Source organism: Rhodococcus sp. NPDC003348 (genome assembly GCF_053589375.1).
Genome location: NZ_JBSFRT010000016.1, coordinates 16,524 through 40,937 on the forward strand (window position 1 = coordinate 16,524; position 24,414 = coordinate 40,937).

Below are 24,414 nucleotides of genomic sequence, written 5' to 3' on the forward strand. Positions count from 1 at the left end.
GCGGTGTCGGTGGTCCGTGGCAGGGTGGACGGCATGCTGACGATGACTGCGGCCGCGGCGCGCCGGACCGCGCTGGCCGCGCAGGGCTTCGCCGACCGCAGGCCGGCGGGGACGGCGACGCGTCGGCAGGTGCTGAAGGTCGTCGGGCGGACCGGGCTGTTGCAGCTGGATTCCGTCTCGGTCGCGGTCCGCGCGCACTACATGCCGGTGTTCAGTCGCGTCGGCAGGTACGACCGCGACCTGCTCGACTCGGCGGCCTGGCGGCACACCGTCGCCAAACCCCGTGCGCTCGTGGAGTACTGGGCGCACGAGGCGGCGCTGATCCCGATCGAGGACTGGCCGCTGCTGCGCTGGCGCATGCGGGACTACGCCGCCGGGCGGTGGGCGGGGGAGCGCCGCGTCCTCGAGCGCAACCCCACGCTCGCCAGGGACGTGCTCGACGCGATCGCCGAGGTCGGTGCGGCGACGGCCGGGGACGTCGAAGGGCACCTGCGGATCACGCCGCCCGCGGGCGGCCGGACGTGGTGGGGTCGCAGCGACACCAAGGTCGTCTGCGAACAGCTCTTCGCCGCCGGCGCCCTGTCGGTCGATCGCCGGGTCGCGTTCGCCCGGCACTACGACCTCGCCGATCGGGTGCTGCCCGCCGAGGTCCTCGCCGTCCGCGTCGAGGAATCCGACGCCGTCCGCGAGCTGGTCCGACGCTCGGCGGCGGCGCTCGGGGTCGGCACCGAGGCCGATCTGCGGGACTACTACCGGCTTTCGGCGGCACAGTGCCGCACTGCGGTCGCCGACCTGGTCGACGAGGGCACGCTGATCCCGGTCTCCGTGCGCGGCTGGGACGCGCCCGGCTACCGGCACGCCGACGCCCGCACGCCGCGACGCGCGACCGGCACCGCGCTGCTGAGCCCGTTCGATCCGCTGGTGTTCTGCCGCCCACGCACCGAACGGATCTTCGGGTTCCGGTACCGGATCGAGATCTACACGCCCGCCCACAAACGGGTCCACGGGTACTACGTGTTCCCGTTCCTGTACGGCGGCGAGCTGGTCGCGCGCGTGGACCTCAAGGCCGACCGGGCCGCCGACGCGCTGCGGGTGCCCGGCGCGTTCGTCGAGCCCGGAAACCACCCGGGCGAGGTCGCGGACGCGCTCGCGGCCGAACTGCGCGCGATGGCGGACTGGCTCGGCCTGTCCGACGTCGTCGTGGGGGAGCGGGGCGACCTCGCCGCCGCGCTCGCGGCCCGGGTGTGAGCGCGGCCCGGCGTCAGCCCTGGTCGGAGAGCGGTCCGAGCTCGGCGTCGAGCACCCGCTGCACCACCTTCATTGCCGACAGTGCCGCCGGGGCGCCGCAGTAGCCGGACGAATGGATCACGGCCTCGGTGATCTCAGTGCGGGTCAGGCCGTTCGCCAGCGCGCCGCGCACGTGACCCTCGAGTTCCTCGTGCGCCCGCAGCGCGATCAGCATCCCGATGTTCAGCAGGCTGCGATCCCGCCGCTCCAGACCGGGGCGGGTCCACACCCCGCCCCACACCGTGGCGGTGACGTGATGCTGGAGGGCCTCCGAGTCGGTGCCCCGGCTGCGGTCGAGGGCGCGGTCGACGAACTCGTCGCTCATCACCGCACGCCGCACTTCCAGTCCCGCGTCGTAGCCGGTGTCGTGCTCGCTCATTTCGGATACCTCCGGGGGTCGATCGGATCGTGAGTGCCCCGAGGGGCACATCCGATTCTGCCCGGCGGCTAGAGGTCCAGGCCCGGCGCGGTCGCCAGGGCGATCAGCTGGTCGACCGTCGCGGTGGCGCCGAGGAGTTCGACGCTGAAGGTGACCGTGGTGCCCGACGGGCGGGCCACGGTCACGTAGGTCGTGCCGTACTCGTCGGTGACGTGCACCCGGGTGCCGTCCGGGCGGAGGTCGCCCGCCGGGGGTGTGTCGGGTGACAGTGCCGGTGCGATGGTGACCCGGAGACGCGTGTCGCCGGTGGTGCCAGGCAGCGTCACCTCCGTGCACACCGACGTGCGGGTGGAGTCGGTGAGCTCGAGCGATCTGAGGGGACGGTCCGGGGGCGAGGGCATCGGGCCGAGGGCGGCCCAGGCGGTGTCGAGCGCGACGCCGAGCCGGTCCACGTCGGCGCGGGTCAGCGGACGGCCCTGCCGATTCTGTCCCGCGCCGCAGCCCATCCGCGCCGCGGCGGTGCCGGCGGGAACCGGTGTGGTGGTGCGCAATCCGGGGTCGGCGGCGATCGAGGCCAGCTCGTCGACGGTCAGGGGCAGGGCGCCGCTGTGCGCGTCGCCGTCCTCGTCGTCGACCGTGACGATGACGCGTGAGCCGTCCGGCGGGTAGGCCGTCGCGACGGCGGCCAGGGTGCGCACACCGCGGAGCTCGGACCAGGTGTCCCGGACATCGACGACGGTGCCGTCGGGGAGGAGACGCCGCTCGTCCAGCTCACCCGCCACGCACGGCGGTGGCGGACGGTCCCAGGTCCGGACCGTGGCGTACAGGGTCCCGGTGTGGCCGCCCCGGACCACGATTCCCCTGGCGTCGCTCTTGCCGGTCACGTCGTCGGGGTCGACGTGGTCGGGGAGGGTGTCGGTGTTGATCCGAAAGATCGGCTGGAACAGCAACATTCGAGATGGTGCGTCGAACCGGACCTCGACGTCCGTCGGGAGGGTGCCGAGGAGTGCCTCGGTCATCGCCGTCGCCTTGGCCGCGGTGAGCCAGGTGAAGTCCGGGTCGTCGTAGCCGTACGACGCGCCGTACATGCGCCAGCTCGCCGCGGTCACGGGTGGCGGCGGGGGCAGCACCTTGTCGCAGCCCGGGATGTCGACCGGATACGCGACGGGTTCGGTGACGTACTCCGGTGTCGTCGAGTCGGTGCTGTCGTGGGGCAGTGCCCATGCGGCGCCGATCCCCAGCGCGACGATCGCACCGACGACGGCGGTGTCGCGCCACGACCACCGGGCCCGACGTGTGTCAGGCCCGGTGGTCTGCTTCGGTGCGCTCACCGCCGCGGCGTCGGTCCCCGGCCCGGGTCAGCCCTCGAGGAACTTGGTCAGGCCCTTGGAGGCGGTGTCCAGCGCCATCTTCTGGGCCTTCTTCACCAGGAAGCCGGGCACCGGAATCCTCGGATCGACGGTCAGAGAGAACTGAACGTGGGTGCCGCCGTTGCCGTTCGAGGTCAGGACGTAGCTGCCGTCCTGCTGCTTCTGCTGGGTGCCCGACACCAGTGTCCACGCCAACTTCTCGTCGCCCTCGAAGGTGTAGTCGACGACCTGCTCGTCGGTGATGCCGACCACCGAAACGGTCATCCGCACCCGGTTCGGCCGACCGTCGGGGTGGGTGCTCTCGACGGTCACCGACTTGTGCGCCGACGACCACTCGGGCAGCCGCTCGACTGCGACGAGCGCCGCCATCACCGTCGACGGATCGGCATCGACTTCGAACTCCTTGGACCCGGACACTGCCATGACCCACCCCTTCGCGCTTGCTGTGACAACCTGAGTCGTCAGTAGATCACTACCGGAGAAGATCACCACCGGGCGACACGACCTTACCGGTGGGTCAGTTACAGGCCGAACCTCGTGTTCTCCCGGCTGCGGCGCATCTGATCGCTCAGTGCCCCCTGTACGGCCTGCGCCACCCACGAGTTCAGTGACACCCCGTTCTGTGCGGCGGCCTCCTCGGCGCGCGCCTTCACCTGCTCGACCAGTCGCAGTGTCACCCGGGAGATGTCGCCGCCGAGGTCGTCGAAGTCCGACGACCGCGGCGGCGTCCCGGTCTCCGTCCGGGGCGCCTGCCCCGACTCCGTGGCCCGGTCGGTCTCGGCGGCCCGGTCGGTCTCCGTGGCCCGCTCGGCGCCGGTGACCTCGACGCTCGCCTCGGTGCCGGTCAGGCGCACGTGCACGGCACGGTCGCCGAGCGCGGTCGAGACCTCGGTGGCGAGGTCGGACAGCGCGCTGATCAGCATGAGGCGGGCCGAGTTCTCCGCGGCGTCGGCGAGGGCCTCCGCGATGCGTCGGGTGTTCTCGTCGCCGAGGGCCGCGGCTGCGGTCAGATCGCGACGCAGGGTCTGGGTGTAGTTCGACAGCTCCATGACATCATCCTGACGTCATGACTGACGTCAGTCAAGGAAATTCGGCGGCAAATGTGGCGCCATGGTGACGTCAAGAGAGGAGTTTCGCCTTCAGCGCGGCGATATCGGCATCCGTCAGACCGAGTCCCTGGCGCACATAGGCGTCGAAGCTGCCGTAGCGCTCCTCCGCGGTCGCGAACGAGGTGTCCAGCCAGCTCTGCTGCACGCCGTCGATCGACCCCGTGCTGCCGGTGCCGTCCGTGCCGCGGTAGACGTTCGACAGCATGAAGTCCTCGTTCACGGTCGCCCGGTCGACGCCGAGGATGGTCAGCAGCACCGCCGTGGTCCATCCGGTCCGGTCCTTGCCCGCACTGCAGTGGTAGAGCACCGCGCCGTCGGTGTCGCGAATGTCGCGCAGCACCGCACCGAACGCCTCGTTCGCGACGGGTCCGTCGATGAACGCGACATACGCCGACTTCAGGTCCACCAGTGTGGTGATCGGCGAACCGCCGAGCACGTCGTACCAGTTCGCGGTCGCGCCGGCCGGTACCTTGTCCGGCTGGATGGTCCGCTCGTAGACCGTGCGCAGGTCGTCGACCACCTTCACGTTCAGGGACTGCAGCTTCATCAGGTCCGCCGCGCTCAGGCTGCTCAGGGCGTCGGTGCGGTAGACGAGGCCGGTCTTGACGGTCTTGCCGTCCGTCGTCGTGTAGCCGCCGACGTCGCGGGCGTTCTTCGCGCCGTCGAGGTGCAGCGAGCGGTCGAAGTCGACATGGTCGGCGATGGAAACCGGTGCGGCGATCGCCGCCGACGAGCCGCCGCCGACGAACAGGGCGGTGGCTGCGGCGAAGGTGGCGGTGACGCGAAGCAGACGACTGGTGGTCACGCGGGCTCCTCTGTGGCGAGATCGGTTGGACGCTCGTTCCGATGTCTACACCCGCTGAGCCACCGGAACGTGGGATTTGGGCATTCATCGGGTGAACGACTCGCCGGTCGCGCGCAGTTCCGCTCGGGCTTGCGTGCCGCCCGCGTTCCGGAAATTGTCATCGGAAGCCCGGTCGAGGCCCGGAGTGCATGTGCATACTTCGTCCGCCGCTCGATCAGGGCGGGACACAACAGGCGAGGAGACTGCACATGCAGAACGGTGACATCACAACCGCGCTCGACGGAACCCTCCTGGTTCGGATTCTCGAACCCCTCCGCCAGCTCGGGTTGTACCTCGGGTCGTAGGCACGCCGGGCCTCCGCACTGTCGGATCGCCGGGCCGGCCCCGGCGTCCGTCATGGCGGGTGCCGTCCGCGAGCCGGGTGCGGGACAAGGGAGTGGCCCGGGACCGCCTATCGTGCAGGTGGCAGACGGGTCTGCGGAAGGTGGGAGTGCAGTGCGGCAAGCGGTGTCCCTGAAGGTGCAGCTCATCGCGAAGACGGAGTTCTTCGCGCCCGACGACGTGCCGTGGGAGACGGACGCGGACGGCGGCGAGGCCCTCGTCGAGTTCGCCGGGCGCGCCTGTTACCAGAGCTGGAACAAGCCCAACCCGCGGACCGCCACCAACGCCGGCTACCTGCGGCACCTGCTCGAGGTCGGGCACGAGTCGGTCCTCGAACACGGCAGCGTCAGCTTCTACATCACCGGCATCTCGCGGTCCTGCACCCACGAACTGATCCGGCACCGGCACCTGTCCTACTCCCAGCTGTCGCAGCGGTCGGTGTCCGAGCGGGACGCCAAGGTCGTCGTGCCGCCCGCCATCGCAGGCGATCCCGAACTCGAGGCCCTGTTCGAGGCCGCGACAGAGGCCAGTCGCGCCGCCTACGGTGAACTCCTCGAGGCGCTCGACGGCAAACTCGCGCACGTGCCCAACGGCTCACTGCGCGGACGGCAGGCCCGGCAGGCGGCCCGCTCGGTGCTGCCCAATGCCACCGAGACCCGGCTGGTGGTGACCGGCAACTACCGGGCGTGGCGGCACTTCATCGCGATGCGTGCCACCGAGCACGCGGACGTCGAGATCCGGAAGGTCGCGGTCGAGTGCCTGCGTCAGCTGTCTGCGGTGGCACCAAACGTGTTCGGCGACTTCGGTATTGCGGAACTTTCCGACGGCACCGAGGTGGCGGTCGGCGAGTTCGGCACCGGCGCCTGACGGGGTGCCGCGGGTCGGGTCCGCACGGTGTGCGGAGTGGGCGGCGTCACCGGGTAACCTTGACAACCATGACCCATGCTGAATCCGCACCAGTCGAGCGCCCGTTCGGCACCGTCCTGACCGCGATGGTGACCCCGTTCACAGCCGACGGGAAGCTGGACGTGGATGCGGGTGTGCGGCTGGCCACCCATCTCGTCGACGGCGGATGCGACGGCCTGGTTCTCGCGGGCACCACCGGCGAATCGCCGACCACCACCGAGTCCGAGAAGCTCGAACTGATGCGCGCGGTGATCGACGCCGTGGGCCACCGCGCGAAGATCGTCGCCGGCGCGGGCAGCAACGACACCGCGCACAGTGTCGAACTCGCCCGCGACGCCGCGAAGGCCGGCGCGCACGGCCTGCTCGTCGTCACCCCCTACTACTCGAAGCCGCCGCAGTCCGGGTTGCTCGCCCACTTCACCGCCGTCGCCGACGCCACCGATCTGCCGGTGATGCTCTACGACATTCCGCCGCGCTCGGTGGTGCCGATCGCCACCGAGACGATCTACCGGCTCGCCGAGCATCCCCGGATCAAGGCGGTCAAGGACGCCAAGGGTGATCTCGCCGCCGGGGCCGAACTGATCGCCAACACCGACCTCGAGTTCTACTCGGGCGACGACCCGCTCAACCTGCCGTGGTTGTCGGTCGGTGCCGTCGGATTCGTCAGCGTCATCGGGCATCTCGTGCCCGGACGGCTGCGCGAGCTGCTCGCCGCGTACCAGGCGGGTGACATCGTGCGAGCCCGCGAGATCAACGCCGGCCTGCTCCCCGTTATCCGGTCGGTCGGCCGACTCGGTGGCGTCAGCGCCTCGAAGGCGGGCCTGCGCCTGCAGGGCATCGAGGTCGGTGATCCGCGCCTGCCGCAGGTGCCGCCGACACCCGATCAGGTCGAGGTGCTGGCCGCCGACCTCCGTGCCGCTGGGGCGCTGTCGTGACCCGCCCGGTGCGCCGTCGCAGCGCACGTCGTCAGGCCGGTCCGCCGAGCACTCCGCCCGTCGCGCCCGAAACACAGCCCGTGAGCGCCGCTCCGGAGACGGAAGCCCCCGCGGCGGCCGAGAAGGCCGCGCCCGCGAAGGCGAAGAAGGCCGCGGCGAAGAAGACCGCGCCGGCCAAGGCCGAGGCCGCGCCCCGGGAGAAGGCGGGCCAGGAGAAGGCGGGCCAGGAGAAGGCGGCCCAGGAAAAGGCCCCGCGCCGGCGCCGGTCGCAGGGTGGTGGCAAGGCGCCGCGGCAGCCGAAGGGCCGCCCCGACGGCATCGTCGGTGTCGACCCGACCGAACGGCTCGGCCTGCCCCCCAAGGCGCCCCACAACGGGCTCCGGGTCGTCGCGCTCGGCGGTATCGGCGAGATCGGTCGCAACATGACCGTCTTCGAGCACCAGGGCAAGCTGCTCATCGTGGACTGCGGTGTGCTGTTCCCGGAGGACCAGCAGCCGGGCGTCGACCTGATCCTGCCGGACTTCGCGCACATCGAGGACCGGATGGACGACGTCGAGGCCGTCGTCCTCACCCACGGTCACGAGGACCACATCGGTGCGGTGCCGTTCCTGCTCCGCCTGCGGCCGGACGTGCCGGTGATCGGCTCCAAGTTCACCCTCGCCTTGGTCGCGGCGAAGTGCCGCGAACACCGCCAGCGGCCGAACCTCGTCGAGGTCGTCGAGGGTCAGATGACCACGCACGGGCCGTTCGAGTGCGAGTACTTCGCCGTCAACCACTCGATCCCCGACGCGATCGCGGTCGCGATCAAGACCTCCGCCGGCGTCGCGCTGCACACCGGTGACATCAAGCTCGACCAGCTGCCGCTCGACGGCAGGCTCACCGACCTCGCCGGGTTCTCCCGGCTCGGGGACGAGGGCGTCGACCTGTTCCTGGTGGACTCGACCAACGCCGAGGTGCCCGGATTCGTCACCCCCGAACGTGAGATCGGTGGGGTCCTCGACGGAGTCATCGGCAAGGCCAAGCAGCGGGTCATCGTCGCCTCGTTCGCGAGCCACGTGCACCGGATCCAGCAGGTCGTCGACGTTGCGGTCCGCTACAACCGCCGGATCGCGTTCGTCGGACGCTCGATGGTCCGCAACATGCAGATCGCGCAGGATCTCGGCTACCTGTCGGTGCCGGACGGCGTGGTCGTCGACATCGACACCGCCGCCAACCTGCCCGACGACCGGCTCGTCCTGATCTCCACCGGCTCGCAGGGCGAACCGCTGTCCGCGCTGTCGCGGATGGCGCGCGGCGAGCACCGGCAGATCAACATCCGCGCCAACGACCTCGTGGTGCTGGCGTCGTCGCTCATTCCGGGCAACGAGAACTCGGTGTTCGCGGTCGTCAACGGGCTCGCCAAGCGCGGCGCGACCGTCGTCACCCAGCAGAACGCCAAGGTCCACGTCTCCGGGCACGCGTCCGCAGGCGAGCTGCTGTACCTGTACAACGCGGTCCGGCCGACCAACGCCATGCCGGTGCACGGCGAGTGGCGGCACCTGCGCGCCAACGCCGCCCTGGCCGCTGCGACCGGCGTGCCGGAGGACCGGATCGTGCTCGCCGAGGACGGCGTCGTCGTCGACATGGTCGACGGGCTCGCCGAGATCGTCGGTCGCGTCCCGGTCGGGCACGTGTACGTCGACGGCAACTCGGTCGGCGATGTCGGCGACTCCACGCTGTCGGACCGGCTGATCCTCGGCGAGGGCGGCTTCATCTCGATCTCCCTCGCCGTCGACGAGCACACCGGCAAGGCCGTGAGCACCCCGCAGGTGTCCGGTCGCGGATTCTCCGACGACCCGGCCGCACTCAAGGAGGCGGCGGTACTCGTCGAATCCGAACTGGCCCGCCTCGCGGGGGAGGGCATCACCGACACCCACCGGATCGCGCAGGCCGTGCGCCGGGTCGTCGGCCGCTGGGTCGCAGACAAGTACCGGCGTCGTCCGATGATCGTTCCGACCGTCATCGGCGTGTAGGAGCCTTCACCGCGTTCGGCCCCCGGTTTCGCCGGGGGCCGAACGTGTTTCGCGTGACCGGCGCCGTCAGGCGAGCAGCCGCCACAGTCCGATCAGGCCGAGCGTCACGATCGCGGCACGCAGTGCGTTGGGGGACAGCCGTCGGCCGTAGCGGGCGCCGACGGACCCGCCGACCAGCGATCCCGCCGCGATGAGGCCGGCCGCGGCCCAGTCGATCCGGTCGAACGCGACCAGCGTGTACGTGGTCGCCGCGACGACATTCACCAGCAGCGCCAGCAGGTTCTTCGCCGCGTTCATCCGCTGCATCGACTCGGGCAGCAGCGCACCCATCACCCCGATCAGCAGGATGCCCTGCGCCGCGGTGAAGTAGCCGCCGTACACGCCGACCGCGAACGTGCCCGCGGTGAGCGCGATCATTCGGCCGGTGCCCACGTGGTCGGCGGTGCGGCCCGCCGCCTCCGCCCGGGAACGCGCCCACGCCTGGATCCGCGGCCCCGTCACCACCAGGATCAGCGCCCCGATCAGCAGGATCGGCACGATCGTCACGAACGCCTCGTCCGGCAGTCGCAGCAGCAACCACGAACCGAGCAGTGCACCGAGCAGCGAGGCCGGGATCTGCCAGCGCAGCCGATCCCACTGGCCGCCCAGTTCCCGCCGGTAGCCCCAGGTTCCGGAGACACCGCCCGCCACGAGTCCGACCGCGTTCGACATCGTTGCGACCACCGGGGGATAGCCGAACGCCACGAGCGTCGGGAAGGTGACCAGCGTCCCGGATCCGACGATCGCATTGATGCCGCCGGCACAGAACCCGGCCAGCGCGATGACGATCATTTCGGCGGCGGACATTCTCGGCACGCTATCGGCGCCGACTTCCTCGCCGACGCGCGGGGAGCGGTAGCGTGCGCGGCATGAGCCTCGCCCGTGACGAACGCCACGCCCTGGTGGAGACGATGACCGCGGTCGGACCCGACGCCCCGACCCTGTGCGGGGACTGGACCACCCGCGACCTCGCCGCGCATCTGGTGCTCCGGGAACGGCGCCTCGACGCGTCCCCCGGGATCATGATCGCGCCCCTGGCCGGATACACCGCGAAGGTGCAGGCCGAACTCGCGCGGCGCCCGTACCCCGAGCTGCTCGAGCTGGTGCGCACGGGTCCACCGGTCTGGTCGCCGTTGTGGCTCGTCGACGCCCAGGCGAACCTGGGGGAGATGTTCGTGCACCACGAGGACGTCCGGCGGGCCGGCGGCAACTGGGAGCCTCGTGACCTGGGGGCGGACTGGGACGCCGCACTGTGGGCGCTCGCGAGGCGGATGGGCAGGATGGCGTTCCGAAAGGCGCCCTGCACCGTCGTCATCGACGCCGGGCAGGGGCGCCGCGTGGTCCCGCGGAAGGCCGCCGGCGCGGACGAGGTGACCCTGACCGGCACTCCCGCCGAGCTGGCGCTGTACGCGTTCGGGCGGGACGCGGTCCGAGTCGCGTTCGACGGCCCGGACCAGGCGGTCGCTGCGGTCCGGGCGATGCCGCGGGGCGTCTGACACCCCTGTTGCGGGTGTTGCGGATGGTCCCGATGGGGCCGAAGCGACTAGCCTGACCATCATGGCTGGTAAGTCCGGAACCCGATCCACCACGAGCACCCCGCGGTCGACCGCGCGCGGTGGGTCGTCCGGTGGCTCGTCCTCCCCGGGCTCGAAGGGCGGGGCCGCGAAGGGTGGGGCGTCGAAGAGCGGGGGCGCCAAGCCGCGCAGTCGAACCACCAAGACAGTCAGCACCCCGCGCAAGGCCACCGCACCCCGGCCCGCGAACCGTCGTCCCGCCGCCCGCAAGTCCGGCGGCGCGTTGCAGACCGTCGGCGCCGGTCTCGGTCGCGGCTGGACGCTGATGGCCCGCGGAGTCGGGGCCACCACCCGAACCGTGGGCCGTGCCGCGGACATCGAGCACGGGCACCGCCGCGACGGGATCGCGCTCGGCCTGATCGCGGTCAGTGCCGTGATCGCCGCCGCGATGTGGTTCTCGGCCGGCGGACCCGTCGGGGGCTGGATCGAGACCGGGATCCGCGCGCTGTTCGGCGGCGGCGCCGCGATGCTGCCGGTGATCGGTGTCGTGGTCGCGGTGATCCTGATGCGGACCGAGCCGAATCCGGAAATCCGCCCACGCCTGGTGCTCGGCTCCCTGCTCATCGCGGTACCCGCGCTCGGCGTGTACCACGTGATCAGCGGCGAACCCCGCGACGCAGACGGTCGGGCAAACGGCGCCGGCATGATCGGTTACATCGCGGGCGGGCCGCTCACCGACGGAGTGACTTTCTGGCTGTCGGTGCCGTTGCTGCTGCTCGCGATGGGTTTCGGTGTGCTGCTGCTGACCGGGACCACCGTCCGCGAGGTGCCCGGTCGGCTGCGCTCACTGGTCGGCGCGTCACGGCACGACGACGATTACGAACCGTACGACGGCGAAGGGGACGCCTACGACGACGAGGCCGTGTCGGAGTACGGCGACCACGAACCCGACTACCTCAAGGGGCTGCGCAACCTGCGCCCCACGCGCCGCCGCAACGAGGCCGACTACGACCCGTCCCTGTTCGACGCGGACGGCTACCCGGTCGACGACGGCCGGCCCGCCGGTGGGGACAGCGGCCGGCCCGCCGGGGTCAGCGCGTCCGGGTACGCCCGCTTCGACGACCATCCGGTCGCCACCGATCCGGCCACGAACTACCCGCTCGACGAGGGATACGCGCCGACGGAAGTGCTCGTCCGCGATCCGGACCTCGAGGCCGCCGCGACGGCGGCCCCGGCCCCGCCCAAACCCAAACCCAAGCCGAAGGCGAAGCCGCAGGTCAAGCCCGCACCGCCGGCGCCGAAGCCCGACGACGAACCGGAGATGCTGATCCCGGAACGGGTGATCGAGGGCGACTACACCCTGCCTCCGGCGAACCTGCTGATCGAGGGCGATCCGCCGAAGACCGGCAGTTCCGCGAACCAGGCGATGATCGACGCCATCACCGAGGTGCTCGAGCAGTTCAAGATCGACGCCGCGGTCACCGGCTACACCAGAGGCCCGACCGTCACCCGCTACGAGGTCGAACTCGGCCCCGGCGTGAAGGTCGAGAAGATCACCGCGCTCGCCCGGAACATCGCGTACGCCGTCGCCACCGACAATGTGCGGCTGCTGGCACCGATCCCCGGCAAGTCCGCGGTCGGTATCGAGGTGCCCAACACCGATCGGGAGATGGTCCGACTCGCCGACGTGCTCGCCGCGCCGAGCACCCGCAAGGATCATCACCCGCTGGTCATCGGCCTCGGCAAGGACATCGAGGGCGACTTCGTCAGCGCAAACCTCGCGAAGATGCCGCACCTGCTGGTCGCCGGCTCCACCGGCTCCGGTAAGTCCAGCTTCGTCAACTCGATGCTGGTGTCGCTGTTGCAGCGGGCGACGCCGGACGAGGTCCGGATGATCCTAATCGACCCGAAGATGGTCGAGTTGACGCCCTACGAGGGCATCCCGCACCTGATCACTCCCATCATCACCCAGCCGAAGAAGGCGGCCGCCGCGCTTGCCTGGCTCGTCGAGGAGATGGAACAGCGGTACCAGGACATGCAGGCCAACAAGGTCCGGCACATCGACGACTTCAACAAGAAGGTCAGGTCCGGGGAGATCACCGCGCCGCTGGGCAGTGAGCGGGTGTACCGGCCGTACCCGTACATCCTCGCGATCGTCGACGAGCTCGCCGACCTGATGATGACCGCGCCGCGCGACGTCGAGGAGGCGATCGTCCGGATCACCCAGAAGGCCCGCGCCGCCGGCATCCACCTGGTGCTGGCCACCCAGCGCCCGTCGGTCGACGTCGTCACCGGTCTGATCAAGACGAACGTGCCGTCCCGGCTCGCGTTCGCGACCTCCTCGCTGACCGACTCTCGGGTCATCCTCGATCAGCCGGGCGCCGAGAAGCTGATCGGCATGGGTGACGGGCTGTTCCTGCCGATGGGTGCGGGCAAGCCGACCCGTATGCAGGGCGCGTTCATCACCGACGAGGAGATCGCGGCCGTCGTCGACTTCACCAAGAACCAGGCCGAACCCGAGTACACCGAGGGCGTCACCACGGCCAAGGCCGCGGAGAAGAAGGACGTCGACCCCGACATCGGCGACGACATGGACGTCCTGCTCCAGGCCGTCGAACTGGTGGTCACCAGTCAGTTCGGGTCCACCTCGATGCTGCAGCGAAAGCTGCGCGTCGGGTTCGCGAAGGCCGGACGACTGATGGACCTGATGGAGACCCGCGGCGTCGTCGGCCCCAGCGAGGGATCGAAGGCGCGCGAGGTGCTGATCAAGCCGGACGAGCTGGACGGGCTGCTGTGGTCGATCCGGGGTGGGGACCCGGACGAATCCCCATCCGACGACTGACCTGGTCGTTGGTGGTGAGGCATGGTCGTTGTGATTGAATGGGGAGGCTTTGGAGGGGAGTATCCCCGTGATCCGTGGCAACCTCGTCAACACGAACGGCGCCGTCGCCGCTCCGGGGTTGTCGGTCGGACGTTCCGGCGGCGCGCGGCGCGTGTCCACCGGGTAACGGACGGCGGGAGAGACCTCCGGTGTCTTCACCGACCCCGGAGGTTTGCGCGTGCACATCACACCACTGGTCTGGATCATCACCTGCTTGGTGATTCTGGGCCTGTTCGTCTTCGACTTCTTCGCCCATGTGCGGACACCGCACGCACCCACCCTGCGTGAATCCGGCTTCTGGTCGGCCATCTACATCGGCATCGCGATCCTGTTCGGGCTGTTCGTCATGTGGCAGTGGGGAACCGGCGCAGGCGGCGAGTACTTCGCCGGGTACATCACCGAGAAGGCGCTCTCGGTGGACAACCTGTTCGTCTTCGTGATCATCATGTCGAGCTTCGCGGTGCCCCGTGAGTACCAGCAGAAGGTGCTGTTGTGGGGCATCGTGATGGCCCTGGTCCTGCGCGGCGCCTTCATCGCGGTCGGCGCCGCGGCGATCAACGCCTACAGCTGGGTCTTCTACCTGTTCGGCTTCTTCCTCGTGTACACCGCGATCAAGCTGGTCAAGGACCACGGGAACGAGGCCGAGGCCGAGGAGGAGCGGGAGAATCGGATCGTCGGGCTGGTGCGGAAGGTCGTGCCGACCACCGAGGAGTACGACGGCGACAAGCTGGTCACCAAGATCGACGGCAAGCGATTCGTCACTCCGCTCCTGCTCGCCCTGGTCGCCATCGGCTTCACGGACATCCTGTTCGCGCTCGACTCGATCCCGGCCATCTACGGACTCACCAAGGAGCCGTACATCGTCTTCACCGCCAACGCATTCGCGCTGATGGGCCTGCGGCAGCTGTTCTTCCTCATCGGCGGCCTGCTCGAACGGCTGGTGTACCTGTCCTACGGCCTGTCGATCATTCTCGCGTTCATCGGTGTGAAGCTGGTGCTGCACGCGCTGCACGAGAACACCTTGCCGTTCATCAACGGTGGCGAGCACGTCAGCGTGCCCGAGGTCAGCATCGCGTTCTCACTGATCTTCATCGTCGGTGTTCTGATCGTCACCACCGTGGCCAGCCTGCTCAAGACCCGTGGCGACCAGGCCGAGAAGGCCTCCGCCTGATCGCTCGACGCCCTTCGGCGGCGCGCTACACCGGTGGGGTGAAGGTCCCCATGACGGGCTTCCACTCGGTGTAGCGCGCGTCGATGACGATGCCGGCGTGGGTGAACGGGTCGTCGGAGAGCAGTTTCTCGGCCGCCTTCACATCCGGGACCTCCAGCAGCAGCAGAGCGCCGCTGTCGTCCAGGTAGGGCCCGGCCGTGAGGACGTGACCCTGTTTGACCAGCTCGGCCAGCCATACGAGGTGGGCGGGGCGGTGTTTGTCACGGTCGGGTACCGAGCCGTCGCGGTAGACGTACTCGACGGCGATGTATGGCATCGGGACTCGCTTCCTACTACGACCGACACGAGAACGCCCGGGACATCTCCACCCCGCCCGGCTCCGTCGGATACCGCGGTCTGCAAACACAGAACGATCGGTACGGAATTTCCGGCCGAACGCGGGTGTGCTGAGAGTATTCCGTCAGACGCTTCGGCGTCGAGAAATACGCGGACCGTTCCAACTTTGCTACCGAAGAGTCACCTGGCGGTGAATGCGCCCATCACGGGGGTCCACTCGGTGAACCGGGCGGCCTCGACGAGACCGGCCCGGCCGAACGGGTCGTTCTCGAACAGGGTGCGGGCGGCTTCCACGTCGGCGGCGGACACGAGGATCAACGCGCCGCTACCGTCGGCGTAGGGCCCGGTGCTCAGGACCGTGCCCGACTCCACCAGACCGGCCAGCCAGCCCCGATGATCGGGACGGAGTGCGTCCCGCGCTGCGGCAGTGGAAGCACTGTAGGTGTATTCGACGGCGATGACGGGCACGAAGGGCTCGCTTTCTCTCCGGGGGGTGAACGGCGCGGTGGGACGGAAATCAGAGGGTCAGCAACATGCGGGTGTTGCCGAGTGTGTTCGGTTTGACATAGCTCAGGTCGAGGAACTCGGCGACACCGGTGTCGTAGGACCGGCACATCTCGGCGTACACCTCGGCTGTGACGGGCGTGCCCTCGATCTCGACGAACCCGTGCCGGCCGAAGAAGGAGACCTCGAACGTGAGGACGAAGACCCGCTCGAGTTCCAGTTCGCGCGCCATCTCGACCAGACGGGCGACGACCAGGTGGCCGACACCGCGGCCCTTGACCTTCGGATCCACTGCCACCGTGCGGATCTCGCCCAGGTCGGCCCACAGCACGTGCAGCGCGCCGCAACCCACGATCTCACCGTCGAGCTCGGCGACCCAGAACTCCTGGACCGCCTCGTACAGCGTCACGAGGTTCTTCTCCAGCAGGATGCGGCCGGCGTAGACGTCGATCAGGCGCTTGATGTCCGGGATGTCGGAAGTGCGCGCGCGACGTACCGCCGGCGTGCCCGGTACGAATTTGCTGGGGCCTGAAGTCATGGGGTGCACAGTAGTCGGGGCATGAAACGATATTCTGAGCCATGTGCCGTCCCGCCTTGCCTCCGCCCGCCTCGATGACGCCTCGGGCATGCGCCTTCGACGCGACCCTCGGGGGGTGGGGAGATGACCGCGCAGCAATGGGAGTCGAACGGCGCTTCGATGCCGTCGACTGACCTCCCCGAGACCGTCGCCGGTCGCCCGGTGCCGCTGCTGAACATCGCGAATGTGCTGACGGTGCTGCGTATCGTGCTCGTTCCGGTGTTTCTGGTGGTGTTGTTCGTCGGCGACGGGCACGAGACCGCGTGGCGGATCGCGGCGACGGTCGTGTTCGCGGTCGCGGCGATCACCGACCGGATCGACGGTCAGCTGGCCCGCAAGTACGGCCTGGTGACCGATTTCGGCAAGCTCGCCGACCCGATCGCGGACAAGGCGCTGATCGGTGCGGCCCTCGTCGGCCTTTCGATACTCGGCGATCTGAGCTGGTGGGTAACTGGGATCATCGCCGCGAGAGAGATCGGCATCACCGTTCTCCGATTCGCGGTGCTGCGGCACGGTGTGATCCCCGCCAGCCGAGGCGGCAAGCTCAAGACTCTGGTACAGGCCCTGGCGATCGGGATGTACCTGCTCCCGCTGTCCGGTGCCTGGGCGAGCGCCGCGGCCGTCGTGATGGGATTGGCGGTGGCCCTGACCGTCGTCACCGGACTCGACTACGTCGTGCAGTCGATTCGGTTGCGCGCAGGGGTGCACTCGCACCATCCCGCGCAGTGACCGATCCGCTGACCACGGGCACCGACGCCCCGGCACTGGTGGCGGAGCTGACCGGTCGACGGCAGACGGTCGCCACCGCCGAATCGCTCACCGCCGGACTGCTCGCCGCGACCATCGCCGGGGTACCCGGTGCCAGCGTCGTGCTGCGTGGGGGCTTGATCGTGTATGCCACCGAACTCAAGGCGGACCTGGCCGGCGTGTCCCCGGCGACGCTCGCGTCGGACGGCCCCGTCGCCGCGAGCACGGCCGCCGAACTGGCCACGGGTGCCGCGGCCCGGTGCGGCGCCGACTGGGGTGTGGGGCTGACCGGGGTGGCGGGACCGGATCCGCAGGACGGCAAGCCGGTCGGGACGGTGTTCGTCGGCGTCGCGGGCCCGGACGGGGTCCGGGTTCGGCAACTGACGTTGCCGGGAAATCGCTGGGATATCCGGCGCGGGGCGGTGATCGAGGCCCTGTCCGACGTCCTCGGTCGCGTGCGCTCGGGGTCGGCGGGATAGGGTCGGGAACCAACTCGACACGACGACACGTTGAATCAACAGGACTCGTCGTATCAACCGTCGGGTGCAGACGAAGGAGGTGCCAGATGACCGTGTTGTTGCGAGAAGCGCTCGGGGACAGTCTTCGGCGCACGAGGGTGGCCCAGAGCCGCACCCTGCGCGAGGTGTCAAGCTCGGCGCGGGTCAGCCTGGGTTACCTCTCCGAGGTGGAACGGGGCCGCAAGGAGGCGTCGAGCGAGCTGCTCGCGGCCATCTGTGACGCGCTCGACGTTCCGCTGGCAGAGGTGCTCCACGAAGTGAGCGAGACACTGTCGGACGCCGTGATGGATCGCACACGGACCGCCTCGCCCGAGGTGGAACAGTCCCCGGCGGTTCGAGAGGCGGTGCCGTCTGCAGCCCCGCGCATCGACGAGGACACCCGAATGGTGATTCCGGCGCCGTCGGCCACGGCCTTGGCCGCGGCCTGAGCGAGGAAACGGCGTCGGCCGTGGGCTGACCGCGGAGGGCGTGCACGTCGTCCGATCCGTCCGGTTTCGGTCTGTCGGTTCCGGTACGGCGCGGATGGCGTGCGATGGCCGCGGATCGCTGTAGATTCGACATCGAGCCACCGGATTCACGCGCGTGGTGGCTCGCTCGAGCACCAGGTGAGGGCAGTGGCGCTAGTCCGGTGGGCGACGGTCGCGCACCGGGTCGCGGATGACGCGGCATCAGATGGAGGCAGGATCAAACCAATGGCAAACCCGTTCGTCAAGGCCTGGAAGTACCTGATGGCGCTCTTCAACTCGAAGATCGACGAGAAGGCGGACCCGAAGGTTCAGATTCAGCAGGCAATCGAGGACGCGCAGCGTCAGCACCAGGCGCTCTCGCAGCAGGCCGCGTCCGTCATCGGCAACCAGCGTCAGCTGGAGATGAAGCTCAGCCGCCAGCTCGACGAGGTCGAGAAGCTCAACGCCAACGCTCGCCAGGCCGTGACCCTCGCCGACCAGGCTCAGACCGCGGGCGACACGGAGAAGGCCATCCAGTACACCAACGCGGCCGAAGCGTTCGCCGCGCAGCTGGTCACCGCCGAGCAGTCCGTCGAGGACCTCAAGGCGCTGCACGACCAGTCGCTGCAGGCGGCTGCGCAGGCCAAGAAGGCCGTCGAGCAGAACGCGATGGCGCTGCAGGCCAAGGTCGCCGAGCGCACCAAGCTGCTCAGCCAGCTCGAGCAGGCGAAGATGCAGGAGAAGGTCAGCGATTCGCTGCGGTCCATGGACGCCACGCTGTCCGCGCCCGGCAACACGCCGAGCCTGGACGCCGTGCGCGACAAGATCGAACGTCGCTACGCGGATGCCCTCGGCTCGGCCGAGCTGGCCCAGAACTCCGTTCAGGGCCGGATGATGGAGGTTCAGCAGGCCAGCGTCCAGATGGCCGGCCACAGCCGCCTCGAGCAGATCCGTGCCTCGATGAAGGGCGACGCGCTGCCCGCCGGCGGTGCCGCCACCCCCGCTGCAGGCACCGCGACCCCTGCCGTCGCGCCGAAGACGCCTGCCGCCAAGCCGGATGCCGCAGGCCCGGCCGCGCAGTAGCCACTCACCGTCGCCGCGAGAGCCCGCCCCGGAACCTTCCGGGGCGGGCTCTCGCGTGTCGTGGACCTGGTGACGGCACGGGACGCTCTCCGGCTCCGTCCCTGCCCGCGCCGCCGGTACTCGCGGGGTCGGGGTCAGGGTCGGGTCGCGTCAGTCGTCGACGCCGCGGGCGGCGAGGGCTTCGCCCATCGCGTCCGCGGTCCGCAACGCACCGATCACGACGGGCACCGCGAGCGCGCGCAGCGAGAAGCCGAGCCCTCGGGCCCGGCGTGCCTCGGTCACCTCGGCCACCAGGCCGGCGAGCAGGGGGATGCAGCGGATCGTCATTGCCAGCACGAGACCGACCCGGTCGGGATTGACGCCGAATCGGCGCAGCGGGCCCAGGACCCGGTGCAGGGCGTCGAGCATGTCCAGGACTCGCGTGGTCAGCGACACGAGCGCCGCGACCGCGACCGACAGCAGCAGTACCCCGCACACCACGAGCGCCCGGCGCCACCCGGTGAACACCACCTGGAATGCCGCGATGAACGCGAGCATCCAGAGCACCGGACGCAGCTGGGCGAGCGCGACGCGCGGCGGGATCCGGGCGATGGCGTACCCCGAGACGACGACGGCCGCGGCCGGGACGAGATGCCACGGCGCCCGGACCGTCACCGCGAGCGCGATGAGGACCAGCATCAGCCCGGCCAGTTTCGCCCCGGCCGGCAGCCGGTGCAGAACCGAGTGGCCGGGCCGGTACAGGCCGAGCGTCGTCATCCGACGAGCCGCCGGTAGAAGCCGATCGCCTCGGCGGGGGAGCCGTCGGCGGCGACACCACCCGAGTCGACGACGATCACCCGGTCGAAGTCGTGGAGCAGGTCGAGGTGATGGGTCACCGCGATCAGCTGCTGCGGCAGTGCCGCGAACGTCTCGGCGACCAGCCGGGTGTTGCGCAGGTCCAGCAGGGTCGTCGGTTCGTCCGCGACGATCACCTCGGGGTCGGTGACCATGATCGCCGCGAGCGCAAGGAGCTGCTTCTGACCGCCGGACAGCAGGTGGGTGGGGTGGTCGGCGTGACCGGCCAGGCCGAACCGGTCCAGCACCTCGGTGACACGGGACTCGCGTTCGGCGGCCGACAGTCCCGACTTCTTGAGGGAGAACGCGATGTCCTCGGCCACGGTCGGCATGATGATCTGGTGGTCCGGGTCGGTGAACACGAACCCGACCTTGCGGCGCACCGTGCGCCCGTCCCTGGCGGTGTCCAGGCCGTCGACGGTGACCTTCCCGGCGCTGGGCACGACCAGCCCGTTGACCATCCGTGCGAGCGTCGACTTGCCGCTGCCGTTGGCGCCGACGACCCCGATCCGGGATTCCGTCAGGGTCAGGTCGACGCCCGCGAGCACCGCGCGCTCCCCGTAGTGGTGCGCGACTGACTGGAAAAGGATCTCGCTCATCGGGTGCGTGGGTGCGAGGTCAGGCCGGGTCGACCGCGGGTGCCGTGGACACTCGCCGATCGGTGAGCAGCGCGGGATACGCGCGGTGCACCTGGGCCGCGACCACAGCCGCAACAACGGCCTTGACCGCGTCGCCCGGAAGGAAGGTGGCGTTCGCGGACAGTGCCGCCCAGAAGGTGAGATCGGTGCGTAGCAGCATTCCGGCGATGCCGAACGCGTACAGCACAACGATGCCACCGAGCAGGTTGATCAGCGTCCCGAGAATCACGTTGTAGCGCGGCAGCGCCTTGACCGTCAGCCAGCCGATGACCGCCGCGGTCGGGATCCAGCCGATCAGGAAGCCCGCGGTCGGGCTGGCCAGCGCGGTCAGTGAGGTCCGGCCGCCGGCGAGGACCGGCAGGGCCAGGCCGACCGCGATGACCGTGAGCACGGCGAGCGTGCCCTTGCGCGCCCCGAGCAGTGCGCCGGCGGCCATCACGCCGAGGCTCTGCAGAGTGATCGGAACCCCCGAGGTGCCGATGGTGATGGTGCCGGGCAGGCCGAGCGCGATGATCAGCGCCGCGAAGACGGCGACCTGGGCGAGGTCGCGCGCGGTCAGCGGGGAGGCGCCGGAGATTCGGGAGGACACGACGGTGCAGAGCTCCTTGCAGGACGGGGACCGGTCGAGCTTATGTCAGGCCGCTCACACGGTGGTCGCCCTCCACCCCGCCGGGAGGTGGGCAGGGCATGGGGGATCACCCTGATCTTTCCCTGATCTTGCCGTTGAGCTGGTGATATGTAGCTCGCGACGTGTCAGGCTGGATGGCAACGGACCACCAAGTCGTGGTGTTCCGCCGGATGGAACGGAGGACCGACGTGTTCTGGAAGATTGTCGGCGTGGTGGCGCTGGTGTGGGTTGCCCTGGCGCTGGTCGGGGTGCTCGTGAAGGGACTGTTCTGGATCCTCGCGGTCAGCGCGGTCGTGTTCGGTGTCTACCTGTTGGTCAAGGCGTTCTCGGACAAGGACTCGAGCGACGTCACGAGGATCTGACGTCGCGAGGACCGGGCCGTCACGAGGATTCGGGGTCGGTCAGATGCAGGCAGGCGAGATCGACGAACGCTCGTGCGATCGGTGTCAGCAGGCGCGGGTTGGTGACCAGGTGGACCGTGCGGATCGGGGCATCGGCGATGGGGAGCAGTCGCAGCCCGGAACCGCGGGCATAGGACTCGGGCAGTATCCCGATCCCGACGCCGGCGCGGGTCAGCTCTGCGACGAGGTCCGCAGAGCCGGCCTCGGCGACCACTCGGCGTGGCAGTCCCGCTGCGGTGAACGCGTCGTCGCTCTGCCTGCGGGCTCCGGTCCCGGCGGGGAAGTCGATGCTCGGTTCGGTGGCGAGGTCGAGCAGGGTGATCCGGGCTCGTCCGGACCACGGGTGCTCGTCCGGGACGACGGCGGTCAGTCGCTCGGTGCCGAGTGCGACCGCGTCGAGGCCCGCCTGCGGGCGGGTGTGCCAGAGGCCGATGAAGCCGAGGTCGAGGTCGCCCGAATCGACCTGGGCGGCGATTGCTTCGCTCATCGCGGGGACGAGTTGGACGGACACGCCCGGATGGCGGTCGCGGTACTCGCGGACCAGCGCGGGCAGGTCCAGTTGGGTCAGTGTGGAGATCGTGCCGATCCGAAGTACGCCCGCGACGGTGTCGGTGGTGCTCGCCACTCCGGCCCGCAACCGTTCGGTCGCGGCGAGAACCTCGCGGGCGTGCAGCACGAAGTCCTCGCCGGCGGGCGTGAGCGTCACCCGGCGGCTGGTGCGGTCGAACAGGCGGGCGCCGAGTTCGGATTCGAGGGCAGCGACCTGGTGGCTGAGTGCGGACTGGGCCACGTGAAGGCGTTGCGCGGCGCGGGTGAAGTGTCGTTCCTCGGCCACGGCGAGCGCGTATCTGAGCTGGCGGAACTCCACCGAATCACTCTCTCATCACATTTCACGATCAACAGCATCTGATTCAGATGTTAGACAGATGCTTCGTGCGGGCCAAGAATCGAGCGAGTGACCACGACCTCCACCTCTGTCTCGACCGGACTGTCCCGGCCGCTGTTGCTCCTCATGGCGGTCGCGACCGGCCTGTGTGCGGGCGGCAACTACTTCAACCAGCCACTGCTGGACTCGATCGCGGATGCGCTGGGCGTCAGTCAGTCGACGGCGGCGGTCACCGTCACGGTCGCGCAGGTGTCCTACGGAATCGGCCTGCTGTTCCTGGTCCCGCTCGGCGACCTGCTGGACCGGCGCGCACTCAGCGTCGGCCTGATGCTGCTCGCGGCCGCCGGGCAGGCGGTCAGCGGGTTCGCGCCGTCGATCGGCTGGCTGATGGTCGGGACCGCGGCCGCCGGGCTCTTCTCGGTGGCCGCGCAGGTGCTGGTGCCGTTCGCCGCCACCCTCGCCGCGCCGGAGCGCCGCGCCACCGCGGTCGGCACGGTGATGAGCGGTCTGCTCGTCGGCATCCTCCTCGCTCGCAGCGTCGCGGGGCTGCTGTCCGGGCTCGGCGGCTGGCAGACGGTGTACCGGGTGTCGGCGGTGCTGATGGTGGTGATCGCGCTCGCGTTGTGGCGTGCGCTGCCTCCCTCCAGGGAGGATCTCGGCCTCGGTTACCGCGGGATTCTGGTCTCGATGGGGCGACTGATCCGGGACGAGCCGCGCCTGCGGATCCGCAGCGTGCTCGGCGGGGTCGCGTTCGCGTCCGTCGGTGTCGTGTTCGCGACGATGGCGTTCCTGCTCTCGGGGGACAGCTTCGGTTTCGACGATGCCGCGATCGGACTGGTCGGCCTGGCCGGCGTCGCCGGGGCTCTGATGGCGAATGCGGCCGGACGCCTCGCCGACCGCGGATTCGTGCAGGCCACCACGGGGACCGGGGCGGTGCTGCTGTGTGCGTCGTGGGGGCTGTTCGCGCTCGGCGGCCACAGCCTGCCTGCATTTCTGGCCGCCATGCTCGTCGCGGACATGGCGTTGCAGAGCGTGCACGTGAGCAATCAGAGCGTGATCTACACCCTCGCGCCGCACGCCCGCGCCCGCGTGACCTCCGTCTACATGACGACGTACTTCATCGGCGCGGCCACCGGCTCCGCGCTCGGATCGCTCGCGTGGGCGTCGGCTGGCTGGCCCGGGGTGTGCCTGCTCGGCCTGGTCCTCGCGATCGTCGGCCTGCTGGTGTGGGTGGCGGACCTGCGCGCCGTGGCACGCGAGTCGGCGGCGGAACAGGCATCCTGAAGGACATGGAACCGGCCGGCACAGAAGCGATCCCCGAGGACTGGCAGCGCGGTGTGGTCATCGTCGCGCACCCCGACGACATCGAGTACGGCTGCGCGGCCGCCGTCGCGCGGTGGACGAAGCAGGGCAAGGACATTCGCTATGTTCTCGCCACCAGCGGCGAGGCGGGAATCGAGGGACTCGCGCCGGCCGAGTGCGCACCGCTGCGCGAGGCGGAGGAACGCCGATCGGCCGCCGTGGTCGGCGTGAGCGAGGTCGAGTTCCTCGGGCATCCGGACGGCCGCCTCGAGTACGGTCTCGCGCTGCGCAGGTCGCTGGCCGCGGCGATCCGGCGCCACCGCCCCGAGTTCGTGGTGACGCTGAACCACCACGAGACGTGGGCGCCGGGGATGCGAAACAGCGCCGACCACCGGGCGGTCGGGCAGGCCGCCCTCGACGCGGTGTCCGATGCCGCCAACGAGTGGATCTTCCCCGACCTGACCGAGCCCCGCTGGACAGGCGTGCGCTGGGTCGCGGTCAACGTGATGGTCGGCGTCACCCATGCCGTCGACGTGACGGACACGGTCGACCGGGCCGTGGCCTCGCTGTCCGAGCACGCCCGCTACCTCGCTGCACTGAGCGACACCCCGGTCGCCGAGCAGGCCGCGGCGCAGATCGAGATGGCGACCGGCCCGAAGGTCGGGTTCCCCGCGGAGCGGGCGGTCGGGTTCGAGCTGTACTCGTTCTGACCGCCGGCCCCGCAG

The 24,414-nt window shown here is 69.9% G+C and carries 27 protein-coding genes; 14 read left to right on the plus strand and 13 right to left on the minus strand.

Annotated elements, in window-relative coordinates; translation table 11 throughout:
* Positions 1 to 33 precede the first annotated feature (33 nt).
* On the plus strand, positions 34 to 1,248 hold the full coding sequence (locus ACWDU4_RS12840) for a winged helix-turn-helix domain-containing protein (protein WP_450114288.1): 1,215 nt from the start codon (positions 34 to 36) through the stop codon (positions 1,246 to 1,248).
* Positions 1,249 to 1,261: 13 nt separating this feature from the next.
* Here the strand turns inward: ACWDU4_RS12840 and ACWDU4_RS12845 are convergent, their stop codons facing one another.
* The 5 genes from ACWDU4_RS12845 to ACWDU4_RS12865 form a co-directional block, all read right to left on the minus strand.
* On the minus strand, positions 1,262 to 1,666 hold the full coding sequence (locus ACWDU4_RS12845; protein WP_450114289.1) for a carboxymuconolactone decarboxylase family protein: 405 nt from the start codon (positions 1,664 to 1,666) through the stop codon (positions 1,262 to 1,264).
* Positions 1,667 to 1,734: 68 nt separating this feature from the next.
* A complete protein-coding gene (locus ACWDU4_RS12850) occupies positions 1,735 to 2,997 on the minus strand; it encodes a hypothetical protein (RefSeq protein WP_450114290.1) in 1,263 nt (420 codons plus the stop codon).
* 27 nt (positions 2,998 to 3,024) lie between these two features.
* Positions 3,025 to 3,459 (minus strand): SRPBCC family protein, encoded by a 435-nt coding sequence (locus ACWDU4_RS12855; RefSeq protein WP_450114291.1) that lies wholly within the window; start codon positions 3,457 to 3,459, stop codon positions 3,025 to 3,027.
* Positions 3,460 to 3,557: 98 nt separating this feature from the next.
* The gene (locus ACWDU4_RS12860) at positions 3,558 to 4,085 is read right to left on the minus strand and encodes a toxin-antitoxin system HicB family antitoxin (RefSeq protein WP_450114292.1); all 528 of its coding nucleotides are present in this window, start codon (positions 4,083 to 4,085) and stop codon (positions 3,558 to 3,560) included.
* A 70-nt stretch (positions 4,086 to 4,155) separates the two neighbouring features.
* Positions 4,156 to 4,950, minus strand: coding sequence for a tyrosine-protein phosphatase (locus ACWDU4_RS12865; RefSeq protein ID WP_450114293.1), 795 nt, complete (start codon positions 4,948 to 4,950; stop codon positions 4,156 to 4,158).
* 495 nt (positions 4,951 to 5,445) lie between these two features.
* Between ACWDU4_RS12865 and thyX the strand changes: the two genes are divergently transcribed.
* The 3 genes from thyX (at position 5,446) to ACWDU4_RS12880 (ending at position 9,184) form a co-directional block, all read left to right on the plus strand.
* Positions 5,446 to 6,198, plus strand: coding sequence for an FAD-dependent thymidylate synthase (gene thyX / locus ACWDU4_RS12870; protein WP_450114294.1), 753 nt, complete (start codon positions 5,446 to 5,448; stop codon positions 6,196 to 6,198).
* 68 nt (positions 6,199 to 6,266) lie between these two features.
* Positions 6,267 to 7,172: a 4-hydroxy-tetrahydrodipicolinate synthase gene (gene dapA / locus ACWDU4_RS12875; protein WP_450114295.1), complete on the plus strand. Its 906-nt coding sequence runs from the start codon at positions 6,267 to 6,269 to the stop codon at positions 7,170 to 7,172.
* Entirely contained in the window at positions 7,169 to 9,184 is a 2,016-nt protein-coding gene (locus ACWDU4_RS12880) for a ribonuclease J (RefSeq protein ID WP_450114296.1), read from the plus strand. Before dapA ends, ACWDU4_RS12880 begins: the two co-directional genes overlap by 4 nt.
* Positions 9,185 to 9,250: 66 nt before the next feature.
* On the opposite strand, the gene ACWDU4_RS12885 is transcribed toward ACWDU4_RS12880, so the two are convergent.
* Positions 9,251 to 10,030 (minus strand): sulfite exporter TauE/SafE family protein, encoded by a 780-nt coding sequence (locus tag ACWDU4_RS12885; RefSeq protein ID WP_450114297.1) that lies wholly within the window; start codon positions 10,028 to 10,030, stop codon positions 9,251 to 9,253.
* 62 nt (positions 10,031 to 10,092) lie between these two features.
* Here ACWDU4_RS12885 and ACWDU4_RS12890 point away from each other — a divergent pair, with 62 nt between their 5' ends.
* The 3 genes from ACWDU4_RS12890 (at position 10,093) to ACWDU4_RS12900 (ending at position 14,789) form a co-directional block, all read left to right on the plus strand.
* Positions 10,093 to 10,719, plus strand: coding sequence for a TIGR03085 family metal-binding protein (locus tag ACWDU4_RS12890; protein WP_450114298.1), 627 nt, complete (start codon positions 10,093 to 10,095; stop codon positions 10,717 to 10,719).
* 61 nt (positions 10,720 to 10,780) lie between these two features.
* Positions 10,781 to 13,579 (plus strand): DNA translocase FtsK, encoded by a 2,799-nt coding sequence (locus ACWDU4_RS12895; RefSeq protein ID WP_450114299.1) that lies wholly within the window; start codon positions 10,781 to 10,783, stop codon positions 13,577 to 13,579.
* A 217-nt stretch (positions 13,580 to 13,796) separates the two neighbouring features.
* The gene (locus ACWDU4_RS12900) at positions 13,797 to 14,789 is read left to right on the plus strand and encodes a TerC family protein (protein WP_450114300.1); all 993 of its coding nucleotides are present in this window, start codon (positions 13,797 to 13,799) and stop codon (positions 14,787 to 14,789) included.
* Between the two features lie 25 nt (positions 14,790 to 14,814).
* On the opposite strand, the gene ACWDU4_RS12905 is transcribed toward ACWDU4_RS12900, so the two are convergent.
* The 3 genes from ACWDU4_RS12905 to ACWDU4_RS12915 form a co-directional block, all read right to left on the minus strand.
* A complete protein-coding gene (locus tag ACWDU4_RS12905) occupies positions 14,815 to 15,105 on the minus strand; it encodes a YciI family protein (RefSeq protein WP_450114301.1) in 291 nt (96 codons plus the stop codon).
* A gap of 200 nt (positions 15,106 to 15,305) precedes the next feature.
* The gene (locus tag ACWDU4_RS12910) at positions 15,306 to 15,593 is read right to left on the minus strand and encodes a YciI family protein (protein ID WP_450114302.1); all 288 of its coding nucleotides are present in this window, start codon (positions 15,591 to 15,593) and stop codon (positions 15,306 to 15,308) included.
* 49 nt (positions 15,594 to 15,642) lie between these two features.
* A complete protein-coding gene (locus ACWDU4_RS12915) occupies positions 15,643 to 16,167 on the minus strand; it encodes an amino-acid N-acetyltransferase (RefSeq protein WP_450114303.1) in 525 nt (174 codons plus the stop codon).
* A gap of 159 nt (positions 16,168 to 16,326) precedes the next feature.
* Here ACWDU4_RS12915 and pgsA point away from each other — a divergent pair, with 159 nt between their 5' ends.
* The 4 genes from pgsA (at position 16,327) to ACWDU4_RS12935 (ending at position 19,000) form a co-directional block, all read left to right on the plus strand.
* Positions 16,327 to 16,935 (plus strand): CDP-diacylglycerol--glycerol-3-phosphate 3-phosphatidyltransferase, encoded by a 609-nt coding sequence (gene pgsA / locus ACWDU4_RS12920; RefSeq protein ID WP_450114379.1) that lies wholly within the window; start codon positions 16,327 to 16,329, stop codon positions 16,933 to 16,935.
* Positions 16,932 to 17,432 (plus strand): CinA family protein, encoded by a 501-nt coding sequence (locus ACWDU4_RS12925; RefSeq protein ID WP_450114304.1) that lies wholly within the window; start codon positions 16,932 to 16,934, stop codon positions 17,430 to 17,432. The genes pgsA and ACWDU4_RS12925 overlap by 4 nt, the downstream gene beginning before the upstream one ends.
* Positions 17,433 to 17,518: 86 nt before the next feature.
* Positions 17,519 to 17,899 (plus strand): helix-turn-helix domain-containing protein, encoded by a 381-nt coding sequence (locus tag ACWDU4_RS12930; RefSeq protein WP_450114305.1) that lies wholly within the window; start codon positions 17,519 to 17,521, stop codon positions 17,897 to 17,899.
* Between the two features lie 264 nt (positions 17,900 to 18,163).
* Positions 18,164 to 19,000, plus strand: coding sequence for a PspA/IM30 family protein (locus tag ACWDU4_RS12935; protein WP_450114306.1), 837 nt, complete (start codon positions 18,164 to 18,166; stop codon positions 18,998 to 19,000).
* 150 nt (positions 19,001 to 19,150) lie between these two features.
* On the opposite strand, the gene ACWDU4_RS12940 is transcribed toward ACWDU4_RS12935, so the two are convergent.
* From ACWDU4_RS12940 to ACWDU4_RS12950, 3 genes are read right to left on the minus strand one after another with little or no spacing between them, the layout of a single operon-like run.
* The gene (locus tag ACWDU4_RS12940; protein ID WP_450114307.1) at positions 19,151 to 19,756 is read right to left on the minus strand and encodes an energy-coupling factor transporter transmembrane component T family protein; all 606 of its coding nucleotides are present in this window, start codon (positions 19,754 to 19,756) and stop codon (positions 19,151 to 19,153) included.
* Entirely contained in the window at positions 19,753 to 20,433 is a 681-nt protein-coding gene (locus ACWDU4_RS12945) for an energy-coupling factor ABC transporter ATP-binding protein (RefSeq protein WP_450114308.1), read from the minus strand. The genes ACWDU4_RS12940 and ACWDU4_RS12945 overlap by 4 nt, the downstream gene beginning before the upstream one ends.
* 19 nt (positions 20,434 to 20,452) lie before the next feature.
* Positions 20,453 to 21,049, minus strand: a complete 597-nt coding sequence (locus ACWDU4_RS12950) for a biotin transporter BioY (protein WP_450114380.1) — start codon at positions 21,047 to 21,049, stop codon at positions 20,453 to 20,455.
* Positions 21,050 to 21,288: 239 nt separating this feature from the next.
* On the opposite strand from ACWDU4_RS12950, the gene ACWDU4_RS12955 reads away from it, so the two are divergent.
* A complete protein-coding gene (locus ACWDU4_RS12955; protein ID WP_450114309.1) occupies positions 21,289 to 21,462 on the plus strand; it encodes a hypothetical protein in 174 nt (57 codons plus the stop codon).
* Between the two features lie 19 nt (positions 21,463 to 21,481).
* Here the strand turns inward: ACWDU4_RS12955 and ACWDU4_RS12960 are convergent, their stop codons facing one another.
* Complete coding sequence (locus tag ACWDU4_RS12960; RefSeq protein WP_450114310.1) at positions 21,482 to 22,369, minus strand: LysR family transcriptional regulator; 888 nt, start codon at positions 22,367 to 22,369, stop codon at positions 21,482 to 21,484.
* Positions 22,370 to 22,513: 144 nt separating this feature from the next.
* Between ACWDU4_RS12960 and ACWDU4_RS12965 the strand changes: the two genes are divergently transcribed.
* Together ACWDU4_RS12965 and ACWDU4_RS12970 are read left to right on the plus strand one after the other, a co-directional pair.
* Positions 22,514 to 23,671, plus strand: coding sequence for an MFS transporter (locus ACWDU4_RS12965; RefSeq protein ID WP_450114381.1), 1,158 nt, complete (start codon positions 22,514 to 22,516; stop codon positions 23,669 to 23,671).
* 5 nt (positions 23,672 to 23,676) lie between these two features.
* Entirely contained in the window at positions 23,677 to 24,399 is a 723-nt protein-coding gene (locus tag ACWDU4_RS12970) for a PIG-L deacetylase family protein (RefSeq protein ID WP_450114311.1), read from the plus strand.
* The last annotated feature ends 15 nt before the right edge of the window (positions 24,400 to 24,414 follow it).